The following is a 13051-nucleotide window of genomic DNA, read 5'->3' as shown; positions in this document are numbered from 1 at the left end:
AATGGGGTTCACGAACGGAAAAGCACTACGGCCAACGGCAAAAGTGCTGCCGGAGCACGCGCGAAATCACAACCGATCGCTCGTGATCCAGACCCTCTACCGGCAAGGTGAACTCAGCCGCGCAGACATCTCTCGCGAGACCGGACTCACTCGTGTGACCATCTCCGACCTAGTCGCCGAACTCATCGTCGACGGGCTCATCATCGAAACTGGGCAACGTGAAGGCAGCCGACCAGGCAAGCCAGCAACAATGCTCGAGCTCAACTCTGAAGCATTCGACATCGTCGGCATAGACCTCAGCGACTACAGCACCTTCCGTGGTGCCGTCATGGACCTCCACGGCGCCATCCTGCACCGTCACGAAATTCCCCTCGCCGACAGCAGCGGGGCGGATGCCACGGCCAAAGTTATTTCGCTCGTTGAGGCATTGCTCGCCCACGTTACGCGCCCCGTGCTCGGTATCGGTGTCGGATCACCCGGAATAGTCGACCTCGCCGGTGTTGTGCTGAGCGCCCCCAACCTCGGCTGGAACGACCTGCCGTTGCAAAGCATGCTCACCGAACAATTCGGTCTCCCCGTCGTCGTTGCCAACGACGCCAACGTCGCGGCGCTCGCCGAACACAGCTTCGGCAGTGCAGCAAGCGACATGATGCTCGTCAAAGTCGGCCACGGTGTCGGCGCCGGGCTGCTGCTCGGCGGCATCCCTCTCTTTGGGAGCACTTTCGCTGCCGGCGAGATCGGGCACGTTGTTGTCGGCACCGATGACGGCATGGAATGTGCGTGTGGCAAGACCGGGTGTTTGGAGACGTGGTTGGCGGCACCGCGACTCGATGCGGCTCTGGAGACGGCATCCGGTGACGAAGCTCGGAACACAGTTTTGGCAGAAGCAGGGCAACGCCTCGGCATTGCGCTCGCCCCTGTCGTCGGCGCTCTCAATCTCTCGGAGATTGTGTTGAGCGGACCGACCTCACTGCTTGAGGGTGCGCTTAAAGAAGCCACCGTCGAGACACTCCGCGCGCGAACGATGGCCAAATTCCACGGCGATCTCACCGTACGGATGACAGCGCTCGGAGAGAACATTGTCATGCGCGGCGCAGCCGTCATGGTTCTCTCCGCGCAACTCGGAGTCTCATAGTTGGACTCTATGCACCACGAGGTGTCCAGTTGTCCGCTGGCACCATCGCCCTAGGAAAGGAAACATAGTGAGGAAACTCAGCATCGCGGCGCTTGGCGTCGTGGCAGCGTTGACGCTGGCAAGTTGTTCAGCGGGTGACAGCGGCAGCGGCGAAGACGCCACCGCCGATTTGCGCGTGTGGTTGGTGGGAACGGATACGCCCCAAGAGGCCCGTGACTACTTGATTGATACTTTCGAGTCGGAGAATCCCGGTTCTACTCTCACTATCGAAGAACAGGCGTGGGGCGGTCTCGTTGACCTTCTCACGACGAATCTTTCTGGCAGTGATAGCCCCGACCTCGTTGAGGTCGGCAACACTCAAGCAGCAGCATTCACGTCGGCGGGCGCATTCCTCGACATCACGGGTGACTATGACGCTTTCGGCGGCGACGATCTCCTTCCCGGTTTCGTTGAGGCCGGTTCGTACGATGGCAAGTTCTACGCTGCTCCGCTCTACTCGGGGTCGCGACTTGTCTTCTATAAGAAGGATGCTCTGGCTGCAGCCGGTCTCAGCGTTCCGACAACACTCGACGAGTACGTCAGCAATGGTGAAGCACTGGCCGAAGCCAATCCGGGTGCATCCGGAATCTGGTGGCCAGGTCAAGACTGGTACAACGCTCTTCCCTTCATCTGGGAGAACGGCGGCGAAGTTGCCACGTTCGATGGCGGCAACTGGAAGTCGCAGTTCTCGTCGGCCGAATCCATCGCTGGCCTTGAGCAGGTTCAAGAGGTTATGACGAAGGCGTCGCGCGCTCCCAAGGACGCCAATGAAACCAACCCGCAGGTTGGTTTCTGTGAGGGAACGACGTTGCAGCTGTCGGCTCCGAGCTGGGTGAAGTGGTCGATTTTGGCTCCGCTCGACGCCGAGACCCCCGGTTGCCCCGATGAGGAAACAAACCTTGGCGTCTATGCAATGCCAGGTAAAGACGGTGGCGCAGCGCAGGTCTTTGCCGGTGGATCGAACATTGCCGTTTCGGCGAATTCAGCGCACCCCGAACTCGCCAAGAAGGCTTTGGCGATCATTCTGAGCGACGAGTTCCAGTCAATCTACGGCGCCAATGGGCTCGTGCCAGCAAAGCTATCGCTGGCAGACACCCTCGGAACGGATGAGGTAGCTGTGGCAATCTCTGAAGCCGCCGGTGCCGCCCGATTGACACCAGCATCGCCCAAGTGGGCAGACGTTGAAGCTTCGGGTGCACTCACCGACTTCTTTGTTCAGATTGCTCAGGGTGGCGATGTGTCATCACTCGCAAAGGATCTCGACGCGAAGATTGACAGCATTCTCAACGGTTAGTCAGCCCGGCCGGAAACGGCACAGGCTCCAGCAAAAGGGTGCTCGGCTCGGTCGCGCATGATCGGGTCGAGCACCCATTTCGTTGCCATCGCCCTAGGAAAAGGTTCGAGGCACAGTCCAATAATATCCGGGAGCTCTTATGTCACCGAACCCCACCCTTGATGTCGCTCCGGGCGATGTCGACGGTGATCGCCTCGTTGCTCCATCGCAGCCGGGCAGTCAGCGTGCGGTAAAGAAGCCACGCGCGCAGTTCACCCCCTACTCTTTGCTCATTCCGGCGACGGCCGTTCTCGCTGCCGTGATCGGCTGGCCGCTGATCCAACTCGTGATCATGTCGTTTCAGGAGTTCGGGCGCGCGCAGGTGTTTGGCGCACCGTCACCATTCATAGGATTCGACAACTACGTTGAGGTCCTGACCGATCAGGCATTTTGGTTGGTCATGTTCCGCAGCTTTGCCTTTGCTGCGGTGTGTGTTGTCAGCACCATGGTCATGGGCACGCTCATTGCCCTATTGATGTCGGCCCTCGGCAAGGTCATGCGGCTTATTCTCTCCATCGGGCTGCTTCTGGCCTGGGCGATGCCAGCCTTGACCGCCACCATTGTGTGGGGGTGGATGTTCGACACCGGTTATGGAGTGGTGAATTACGTTCTCACTCACTGGTTTGGTCTTGACTACATCGGTCATTCGTGGCTGATTGAGCCACTCAGTTTCTTTTTCGTGGCGGCGCTCATCGTGATCTGGGGAGCAATCCCGTTCGTAGTGTTCACGGTGTATGCCGGACTAACGCAGGTGCCCGACGAAGTTCTTGAGGCCTCACAGTTGGATGGCGCGGGGCCTGTGCAGCGCTTCAGGCTAATCATTTTCCCGTACCTGCGTTCCATCTTCCTTGTGGTTTTCATCCTGCAAATCATTTGGGATCTTCGAGTCTTCACTCAGATTTTCGCTCTGCAGGGAATCGGCGGCATCAAAGAACAGACGTCCACTTTGGGCGTCTACATCTACCAAAACTCGCTCGGAACTGGGGAGTACGGCACCGGTGGTGCGATTGCGGTCATCACCGTAATCGTCATTACCGCGATTTCGTTCTACTACGTCCGCCAGAGCATCAAGGAGGAAGAGCTGTGAGTGTCTCAACAGCATCACGGGCGACGCCAGCAGCGAAGCCACGGGCGAAAGCCCCCGTTCGCGCAGGTTTGGTCTCGCGGCGAGTCACCAAGGTTGTCTTGAGCGCCATTGCGGCGGTCGTCACCGCATTCTCGATCTTTCCCGTCTATTGGATGGTGCAAACCTCATTTCAGCCCAATAACGAGATCCTCGGCTCTGAGGTTAACTTTTGGCCAGAGAATTTCACGCTGCGCAACTACGAAACGGTGTTGTTTGATACGACGCGTTCGCAGTTCATGCCGGCTCTGGGCAATTCTGTTGTCGTAACGGTGTCGACTGTGATCATTGCGCTCGTTTTCGCGTTCTTGGCGTCGCTTGCGGTCACTCGGTTTCGGTTCAAAAGTCGTAAGGGCTTCATCCTGACAATCTTGATCGTGCAGATGATTCCGGCAGAGGCGATGATCGTGTCGACCTATCGAGTTCTTGATAGCTGGTCGCTCCTCAACACGATCATGGGCCTCACGATTGTGTATGTTGCTACGGTCTTGCCCTTCACTATCTGGACTTTGCGAGGCTTCGTAAACGGGGTTCCTGTCGAGCTTGAAGAGGCAGCAATGATCGATGGGCTGTCCAGGTCGGGGGCTTTTTGGAGAATCACTCTGCCGTTGCTCGCGCCGGGCCTCGTTGCTACCGGTGTCTTCGGATTCATCCAGGCGTGGAACGAGTTCTTGCTCGCCCTTGTCGTGAACTCTCGACCAGAGATGATGACCCTTCCGGTGTGGTTGCGCACGTTCCAAATCGCAAACGGCACCACTAACTGGGCGGCGATCATGGCCGGCTCAACCTTGATGGCAATCCCCGTCATCATCTTTTTCTTGATCGTTCAGGGTCGGATGACGAGCGGTCTCGTTTCGGGGGCGGTGAAGGGGTGACTGGGCTCTACAAAGTCGGTGTCGATATCGGCGGAACCAAAACGGATGCCGTCGCGATCGACGAACAGGGAGCGATTGCCGGGCAAGTTCGGGTTCGTTCCGGTATCGGGCCTGACGCGCTCGTCGCATCCACTGTTCTGGCGCTCGAGGAGTTGGCCAGTCGTGTGGGGGTGAGCATGATTGATTTCACGAGCATTGGAATTGGCATTCCGGGAACCGTGGTGGATGGTCGTGTCTCGCACGCGGTGAATCTGGCCATTGATGGTCTCGACCTTGGAGCAGAACTGGATTCGCGACTTGGACGCAGTGTGAGCATCGATAACGATGTCAACGCTGCAGCGCTCGGCGCATTTCATCTCTTGGAGACTGATTCGAGTCACTCAATGGCGTTCCTCAACTTGGGTACCGGTCTCGCCGCTGGACTCGTGCTTGGCGGAAAATTGTGGCGTGGTTCTCGCGGTGCTGCGGGCGAGATCGGGCATGTGCCGATCGATCCGAATGGGCTTGAGTGTCGGTGTGGTCAGCGTGGGTGCCTCGAAACTGCAGCCTCAGGGTCGGGCGTGGCGCGCATGTGGCCCACTGACTCTGATCAGCCGACAACGGCTCTCTTTGAGGCTGCGGCATCCGGGGACTCTGCAGCGATCGCTGTTCGCACTCGACTGGTCGAGAGCGTGGCTTCCGCCGTGCGCATGCTCGTTTTGACGATTGATGTGGATTCGGTTGTGCTTGGCGGCGGGGTGAGTACGCTCACCGACTTGCTTGATGATGTGCGTGCAGTGCTTGCGCGTTGGGAGAAAAGTTCGCCGTTCCTCGCCTCCATCGGGTTGGGTGGACGGGTGCACGGGTTGCCGCAGGGGTTCCCTGCCGCGGCGGTCGGTGCTGCAATGGTGAGTAGCGAGAAGGTAGCGAATTGGCAGAAGTAGTAATTGTTGACTCGAAGCAGGCGGCAGGCGAGGTTGCCGCAGATCTGATTGAGGCGCTCGTGCGCCGGGTTCCGGATGCCGTCCTCGGCTTAGCGACGGGATCGACGCCCTTGACGACGTGGTCTGCTCTCGCGGCTCGCGGTCTTGATCTGTCTGCTGTGCGGGGGTTTGCTCTCGATGAATATGTTGGATTGCCTGCTGGGCATCCCGAAAGCTACCGCTCGGTAATCACGCGCGAAGTGGTTGAGCCGCTCGGGTTGACGCCCGCGCTCGTGCAGGTGCCGGCCGAGAGCGGGCCTATCGAGACTGCGGGTGACGATTATGAGCGGGCGATTGTGGCAGCGGGTGGTGTCGATTTGCAGATTTTGGGCATCGGTTCGACGGGCCATATTGGGTTCAACGAGCCGGGGTCGTCCTTTGCCTCGCTTACCCGTGTGAAGACGCTGACGATACAGACCCGTCTCGATAACGCGCGCTTTTTCGATTCTCCAGATGATGTTCCTACACACTGTGTCACTCAGGGGCTCGGTACGATCCAGCGCGCTAGGCACCTGGTGTTGTTGGCGTTTGGTGAGGCGAAGGCTGCAGCGCTCGCGGGGGCTGTTGAGGGTCCGGTAACGGCGAGCCTTCCGGGGTCGGCAATTCAGTTGCACTCCACTGTCACCGTGATTGTGGATGAGGCTGCGGCATCCGAGTTGAAGTTTGCTGAGTATTATCGCTATTCGTGGGACAACCGACTCGATTGGGAACGGCTGCACTAGAGCACTCGGGTTTTCCCGCCGGGCGATGGCTCGTGTCGGTACTCCGTGCCATCGTTAGCTCATGACGAATTACGTGGCGCTGCTTCGCGGGATCAATGTTGGCGGTTCGAACGTGATCAGCATGTCGGCGCTGAAGGAATGTTTCAGCGCTGCCGGATTCGGCGATGTGCGCACCTACATTCAGAGTGGCAACGTTGTGTTCTCCTCTGCCGTCCCCAGCAGTGCCGAGCTTGAGGTCGAGATCGAGCTGATGCTGCGCGAGCTGGTGGGAACAGAAATCCTTGCCGTCGTGCGTTCACGCGACGAGTTCGCGGCTACGGTAGCGGCGGCCCCGAGCGATCACGGGTCGGCAGAGCTGCTCAGCGATGTGCTGTTTCTCAAGAGACCATTTACCGCTGCCGAAGCAATGGACCAGTTGCCAGAACTCAACGACGAAGTCGATTCGATTTCACCGGGGCCGGATGCGCTCTACTTCTCGCGCACGGTCGTCGATTCTTCGAAGTCTCGAATTGCTCGTCTTCGGAGCAAGCGACTGTCTCAGCGAATGACGGTGCGCAACTGGCGCACGACTAATCGACTGCTTGAAATGCTCGACGCGGCAGATTAGCGGAAGATGATTGTGCGCGCCCCGTCGAGCAGTACGCGGTCTTCGGCAAACCATTTCACGGCTTGCGTGAGGGTGCGGCTCTCTTCGTCTTGACCGATCGAGACCAGTTCGCTTGAGGTGCTGGCGTGATCGACGCGCACCACGTTCTGCTCAATGATGGGTCCCTCGTCGAGGTCACTCGTCACGAAGTGGGCGGTGGCGCCGATGAGCTTCACGCCGCGAGCGTGCGCTTGTTTGTAAGGGTTTGCGCCCTTGAAGCCGGGCAGGAACGAGTGGTGGATGTTGATGATCTTGCCGCTCAACTGTTCGCACAGCTCGGGGGAGAGGATCTGCATGTAGCGGGCAAGCACCACGAGTTCGATGTCGTGCTGTTCGACTACCTCGAGGATGCGATCTTCGAACGCCAACTTCTGGCCGGGCGTCGTCACTGCGTGTGACTCGAACGGCACTTTGTAAAACTCGGCAAGAGAACCCAGATCAGGGTGGTTGCTCATTATCAGCGGAAGATCGACCGCTAGTTGACCTGCACGCTGACGGTAAAGAAGGTCATTGACGCAGTGTCCAGCCTTGGATGCCAGAACAAGAGTGCGCAGGGGGCGCCCCACAACATCGAGTTGCCATTCCATCGCGTACCGCTCGGTCACGGGTGCGAGGGCTGTCTCGAAATCGTGGCGCGAAGCATCCGATTCCACTTGGAGTCTCATGAAGAAGCGGCCGGTGTCGCCGCTGGAGAATTGCTGGGATTCGGTGATGTTGCCACCGGCGTCAACAATGGCCCCACTGATGGCGTGAACGATGCCGGGCTTGTCGTCACAAGTGAGAGTTACTATCCAGTGCGTTGAGGTGGTCACAGAATTAGCGTACCGGTGCCAGCGATAGGCTTAGGCAGATATGAGCACGCCACGCACGTCACCAGCATCCGCCACTTCTCAAGCGTTTCCGTGGGCGGGTCTCTTTACCCTCTCAGCGCTGATCTTTACCTCGGTCACTAGCGAGTGGTTGCCGACCGGTTTGTTGCCGGAGATTGCTTCTGAGCTCTCGGTTTCTGAGTCGCAAGTCGGGTTGCTCATCACGATCTTTGCGGCCACTGTCGTGATCTCCACCGCACCGCTTGCCGCGCTCACTCGAAATCAGCCCCGCAAGAAGCTTGTCATTGTGGTGTTGTTGGTTTTTGTAGTCGGAAACCTTCTGGCAGCTGCCGCCCCGAACTATGCCGTTCTGGTTATCGCCCGAATTATCGGCGGGCTGTCGCACGGACTGTTCTGGGCCGTCGTAGGGGCCTACTCGGCACACCTCGTTCCCCCGCATCAGGTCGGGCGAGCTGTTGCCGTCACGAGCGCCGGAGCCACCGCAGCCTTCGTGCTCGGTGTGCCTGTGGGAACCGCTCTCGGCCATGCCCTCGGCTGGAGACTCGCCTTCGTCGTAATCGCGATCATCATTTTGGCGCTCACGATCATGGTCGTGCGGATTCTGCCTCCCGTTGATCACCAGCAGCCTCTCGCCACTGGCGAAATTTCGATTCCCTTGCGCAAAGACCGCTCAGTGCCCGGCGTGATCTACGTGTGCATTTTGGTTGCTCTGGCAATGCTCGGCCACAACCTCTTCTACACCTACATCGTTCCCTATCTGATTGGTCCCGCCGGGATCGAGGGCGGCGCTGTCGCCGGTGTGCTGCTCATTTTTGGTGCCTCTGGTGCTGTCGGTCTTGCACTAGCCGGGCTGCTCGTTGATCGCTTCCCACGCAGCATCATCCCCGTCACCGTTGCGCTCGTCGCGATCTGCGCAGCACTGCTCGGAATGTTCCCGGCGCAACCCGCAATCATGTTCACCGTCATTGCCGTCTGGGGCATCGCCTTCGGCGGAGTCCCCGCCATGATGCAGACCCGACTCCTGCAATTGGCCTCACCCCGCATGCGCGACGTCGGCTCGGCCTACCTCACCACCTCGTTCAACATCGGCATCGGCGGCGGCGCACTGCTCGGCGGAATCCTGCTCGATCAGTACGGCGTAATCTCGCTACCCTACGTCGACGCCGCCATTCTCGGCGTTGCCGTGGTGTTCGCGATCGTCGGAGGAGAACTCCTTAGGCGTCGGAGTGCTCGGACTGCGGCAGTTCGTGACCAGCAGCCCACACCGCCTGCACCCTAAGGTCGGCATCGAGCAGCACGGCGTCGGCGGCAAATCCGGGAGCCAGAGTGCCCAGATCGCCGGAGCGCCCAATAGCCCTCGCCGGCACAGCGGAAGCCGCGGCAGCAGCCTGCGGCAGAGTTAGCCCAACTTCGTTTACAGCTCGACGCACCGCGGCATCCATCGTCAGCGTAGATCCAGCGATTGAGCCGCCACTGCTGAGTCGAGCGACCCCATTCGTGACGGTGACGTCGAGCGACCCCAGCCGGTACTGCCCGTCCTGGGAACACGCCGCAGCCATGGCGTCGGTAACAAGCGCGACGCGCCCTGGTGCCGACGCAAACAACATCTTTACGACATCGGGATGCACGTGCACGCCGTCATTGATGACCTCAAGAACCACGGATTCTCGACTGATCGCCGCCGTAATGGGCCCAGGCTCGCGGTGGTGGATGCCATGCATGGCGTTGAACGTGTGGGTGAGCAGTCGCGCCCCGGCATCGATCGCGGCGAGCGTCTGGTCGTAATCGGCTGAGGTGTGGCCGATCGCAACGGTTACACCGGCGGCGCTCAGCTGGGAGATGGCCTCCATTGCCCCGTCGAGTTCGGGGGCGAGAGTGATTTGTCGCAGCGTGCCATTGGCGGCAGCAAGCAGTTCGTCAATCTCGCTGGCGGTGGGGTTGCGCAGCGCGTCAGGGCTGTGGGCTCCCTTGAACGAGTGGTTGAGGAATGGGCCCTCCAAGTGACTGCCCAGTACCAGAGGATCGCTGGCGGCAAGTTCCGCGATTGTCGCCAGGTTTCGAACGAGGCTCGCATGGTCTCCGCTCACGAGTGAGATTACGGAGCGGGTTGTGCCCTTGGCCCGGTGCGCACGGAGAGCGGTGCGAATGGCGTCTGGGCCAGCATCGAACGCTGCGCCGTTGCCGCCGTGACAGTGAATGTCAACGAAACCGGCAGTGAGAAAGTTGCCGGCGGCATCCGTAACTGTTGTCTCGTTTGTCGTGTTGGCTCGCCATTCATCGCCAGCGCCAATCGCGACTATCGTGTCGTTCTGCCACGCCACCCAACCATCGTCGACGATCTCGCTGCCGGTAACCAGTTGCGCCGAATGGATGACGTGGTCGTTCACGATGTGCTGCTCATTCCAGGCCAGCTCACTGCGGCCAGCTCACTTCATTGACGCGGTTGTAGGTGATCTCTGCGGCATCGAGCCGCGGCGACCAGTCTGCCAGACGGCGGGTGAAATCGGCCCAGTCGTGCGCGGAGCGTGGCGACCACGCAATTTCGGCGGCGGCGATAATGCGCGGAAAGACCATATATTCCAGATCGCGCACATTGTCGATTGTCTCGGTCCAGAGTGGTGCTTCGATGCCGAGGATGTGCTCATCTGTCACCCCGCTGGTGATGGCTGCTGGGTCCCAGTTGTAGGCATTGTGGAGAGTGGTCGGCCCGTCAGCCCATTCCAAGCCCAGCTTTTCGTCACTCGCATATTTCATATCGAGGTAGATGGCATCTGCGGGGGACATGATTATCTGGCCGCCCTGCTCGATGAAGGAGGCCACCCGTTTGTCGGCATCATCGCGAGGGGTGACGTAGCTCCAATACTGACCAACGGTTCCGGCGGGCAAATCGCGGCTGCGCCCCATCTCGTGCCAGCCGATCAGAGTCTTGCCATGGCTTGCCGCAATCGCCGTCGCGCGCTGGATGAACTCGAGATAGTCTTCGTCGCTTGTCGCGAGTGATTCGTCACCACCGAGGTGAAGGTACCGGCCCGGGGTTAGCTCGCTAATCTCACGAAATACGTCATCCAGAAATTGATACGTCAGTTCCTTCTCAATGCACAAGGAGCTGAATCCCACTTCGATACCGCTGTACGGCGCAGGCGCAACATCGTCGCAATTAAGTTCGGGGTAGGCAGACAGGGCCGCATTGGTGTGGCCGGGCACATCAATTTCGGGCACGACAGTGATGTAGCGGGATGCCGCATACTCAACAATCTCGGTGTAGTCGGCCTTGGTATAGAAACCGCCAACCCCGCCGCCGACGGCCGTGGTTGCGCCGAGGCCTGTCAGATTCGGCCACGAGTCGATGTGGATGCGCCAGCCCTGATCATCGGTCAGATGCAAGTGCAGCACGTTAAGCTTGAGCAGCGCCATCCGGTCGAGGTAGCGCTTGACGGCGGTCACATCGAAGAAGTGTCTCGCAACGTCGAGCATCGCGCCGCGATAGGAGAAGCGAGGGTAATCACTAATGTCGACGCACGGCACGAGCCAGGCGACATCCTGCACCGTGTGGTGTTCGATCGCGTGCGGAAGCAACTGGCGCAGCGACTGAACTCCTGCAAAAAGTTGAGCCGCGTCATCCGCTCGCAATTCGATTCGAGTTTCGGTGACGCTGAGGAGGTAACCCGGTGTCGGCTGCGCGGTGTCGCCGACGGTGAGCTCGATGGTTGGGGAGTCCGGAGTTGCTGCGGTGGCTGCGGTTGCTGCGGTGGCAACGGGAAGGCGGAATCCTGTTGCCGGACGAAGCAGTTCGGCCAAGTATTCGGCGACGCGCTGTGCACTGCCGGTGGCATGGATGACCGTGGTGTCAGTGAGGGCACAGTGGCCTGTTCCGGCGCTGAAGTGTACGGGGGCGGGCATCACGGGGGCAGTCGTCATTGAGTTCCGATCGGCGAGGGGTTTGTCAGGGATCCTAACTAACTAAGACTAATTCTTGCAGGTTCTCGCTACGTTGACCAGCACCCGGTAGATTTGACGTATCCACCCAAGTCGCAAGGAGCTCATCTGTGTCAACATTCCTTTCTCCTCTGTCTGAGGTAGACCCCGAGATCGCTGCAGTGCTCGCTCAAGAGCTCGGTCGCCAGCGCAACACCCTCGAGATGATTGCGAGCGAGAACTTTGTTCCGCGTGCCGTTCTTGAAGCACAGGGCTCGGTTCTCACCAACAAGTACGCAGAGGGTTATCCGGGACGCCGCTACTACGGCGGTTGCGAATTTGTGGATATTGCCGAAAAACTCGCCATCGAGCGCGCTAAGAGCCTGTTCGGTTCTGCATTCGCCAACGTTCAGCCGCACTCGGGAGCATCGGCCAACGCCGCAGTGCTCTCCGCTATTGCTAAGCCCGGCGACCGCATTCTCGGGCTCTCTCTCGACCATGGCGGGCACCTCACGCACGGTATGCGCCTCAACTTCTCTGGCAAGCTCTACGAAGCGCACGCCTATGGAGTAAACGAAGAGACCGGCGTTCTCGACATGGCCGACGTTCGCGCCAAGGCCATCGAAGTTCAGCCGCACGTGATCATCGCTGGCTGGTCGGCCTACTCGCGTCAGCTCGACTTTGCCGAGTTTCGTTCGATCGCCGATGAGGTCGGAGCAGTGCTCTGGGTCGACATGGCTCACTTCGCTGGGCTCGTTGCTGCCGGACTGCACCCGAATCCCGTTCCTTTTGCGGATGTCGTCTCGTCGACAGTGCACAAGACGATCGGTGGGCCACGTTCGGGCTTCATCCTCACGAACAACGTCGACATCGCTAAGAAGGTCAACTCCAATGTGTTCCCCGGACAACAGGGTGGACCCCTCATGCACGTCATCGCCGCCAAGGCGACAGCGTTCATGCTCGCGGCAACGCCCGAGTTCAAGGATCGCCAAGAGCGCACCCTTCGTGGAGCCAAGCTTCTCGCTGAGCGTCTAGTTCGCGACGACATGACAGAGCTCGGCATCGACGTGCTCACGGGAGGCACCGACGTGCACCTCGTGCTCGTCGACCTGCGCAAGTCAGAGCTCAACGGTCAAGAAGCCGAAGATCTGCTGCACTCCGTCGACATCACCGTCAACCGCAACGCTGTTCCCGCTGACCCGCGCCCACCGATGGTGACTTCAGGGCTCCGCATCGGAACGCCAGCGCTTGCTACCCGCGGATTCGGTGACGCCGAATTCACCGAGGTAGCCGACATCATTGCCGAAACTCTCAAGCCCGGAGCCGACATCGCCGCACTGCAGGTTCGCGCCCGCGCGCTCGCCGATGCCTTCCCGCTCTATGAAGGACTCGAAAGCCCAGGCAGCTGGGCATAAGCAGCACCACCAGCACCAACCGGGCCCGAACAGACCCGAGCAGGAACAACTAGAGA

12 protein-coding genes are annotated in these 13051 nt (G+C 59.8%); 9 read left to right on the top strand and 3 right to left on the bottom strand.

Annotation, left to right across the window (positions count from 1 at the left end; translation table 11 throughout):
- Position 1: 1 nt before the first annotated feature.
- The 7 genes from ACOH1Z_RS05060 to ACOH1Z_RS05030 all read left to right on the top strand — a co-directional run bounded on the left by ACOH1Z_RS05060 (position 2) and on the right by ACOH1Z_RS05030 (position 6796).
- Positions 2-1135: an ROK family transcriptional regulator gene (locus tag ACOH1Z_RS05060; RefSeq protein WP_449648198.1), complete on the top strand. Its 1134-nt coding sequence runs from the start codon at positions 2-4 to the stop codon at positions 1133-1135.
- Positions 1136-1202: 67 nt separating this feature from the next.
- Positions 1203-2468: an extracellular solute-binding protein gene (locus tag ACOH1Z_RS05055; protein WP_449647374.1), complete on the top strand. Its 1266-nt coding sequence runs from the start codon at positions 1203-1205 to the stop codon at positions 2466-2468.
- Positions 2469-2607: 139 nt separating this feature from the next.
- Positions 2608-3594, top strand: coding sequence for a carbohydrate ABC transporter permease (locus tag ACOH1Z_RS05050; protein ID WP_449647373.1), 987 nt, complete (start codon positions 2608-2610; stop codon positions 3592-3594).
- Entirely contained in the window at positions 3591-4505 is a 915-nt protein-coding gene (locus ACOH1Z_RS05045; protein WP_449647372.1) for a carbohydrate ABC transporter permease, read from the top strand. The genes ACOH1Z_RS05050 and ACOH1Z_RS05045 overlap by 4 nt, the downstream gene beginning before the upstream one ends.
- Entirely contained in the window at positions 4502-5428 is a 927-nt protein-coding gene (locus ACOH1Z_RS05040) for an ROK family protein (RefSeq protein ID WP_449647371.1), read from the top strand. Before ACOH1Z_RS05045 ends, ACOH1Z_RS05040 begins: the two co-directional genes overlap by 4 nt.
- The gene (locus tag ACOH1Z_RS05035) at positions 5416-6189 is read left to right on the top strand and encodes a glucosamine-6-phosphate deaminase (RefSeq protein WP_449647370.1); all 774 of its coding nucleotides are present in this window, start codon (positions 5416-5418) and stop codon (positions 6187-6189) included. The genes ACOH1Z_RS05040 and ACOH1Z_RS05035 overlap by 13 nt, the downstream gene beginning before the upstream one ends.
- Positions 6190-6250: 61 nt before the next feature.
- A complete protein-coding gene (locus ACOH1Z_RS05030; RefSeq protein WP_449647369.1) occupies positions 6251-6796 on the top strand; it encodes a DUF1697 domain-containing protein in 546 nt (181 codons plus the stop codon).
- Here the strand turns inward: ACOH1Z_RS05030 and purU are convergent.
- A complete protein-coding gene (purU, locus tag ACOH1Z_RS05025; protein WP_449647368.1) occupies positions 6793-7647 on the bottom strand; it encodes a formyltetrahydrofolate deformylase in 855 nt (284 codons plus the stop codon). The two genes, ACOH1Z_RS05030 and purU, sit on opposite strands and share 4 nt — an antisense overlap.
- Before the next feature lie 40 nt (positions 7648-7687).
- On the opposite strand from purU, the gene ACOH1Z_RS05020 reads away from it, so the two are divergent.
- The gene (locus tag ACOH1Z_RS05020) at positions 7688-8944 is read left to right on the top strand and encodes an MFS transporter (protein ID WP_449647367.1); all 1257 of its coding nucleotides are present in this window, start codon (positions 7688-7690) and stop codon (positions 8942-8944) included.
- Here ACOH1Z_RS05020 and nagA read toward each other — a convergent pair.
- Positions 8880-10052 (bottom strand): N-acetylglucosamine-6-phosphate deacetylase, encoded by a 1173-nt coding sequence (nagA, locus tag ACOH1Z_RS05015; protein ID WP_449647366.1) that lies wholly within the window; start codon positions 10050-10052, stop codon positions 8880-8882. The genes ACOH1Z_RS05020 and nagA overlap by 65 nt on opposite strands.
- Positions 10053-10077: 25 nt before the next feature.
- Positions 10078-11583 (bottom strand): beta-N-acetylhexosaminidase, encoded by a 1506-nt coding sequence (locus ACOH1Z_RS05010; protein ID WP_449647365.1) that lies wholly within the window; start codon positions 11581-11583, stop codon positions 10078-10080.
- Positions 11584-11711: 128 nt separating this feature from the next.
- On the opposite strand from ACOH1Z_RS05010, the gene glyA reads away from it, so the two are divergent.
- Positions 11712-12995, top strand: coding sequence for a serine hydroxymethyltransferase (gene glyA, locus ACOH1Z_RS05005; RefSeq protein ID WP_449647364.1), 1284 nt, complete (start codon positions 11712-11714; stop codon positions 12993-12995).
- Positions 12996-13051 lie beyond the last annotated feature (56 nt).

The organism is Rhodoglobus sp., from assembly GCF_053580035.1.
This window is presented reverse-complemented; position numbering and strand designations above follow the sequence as displayed.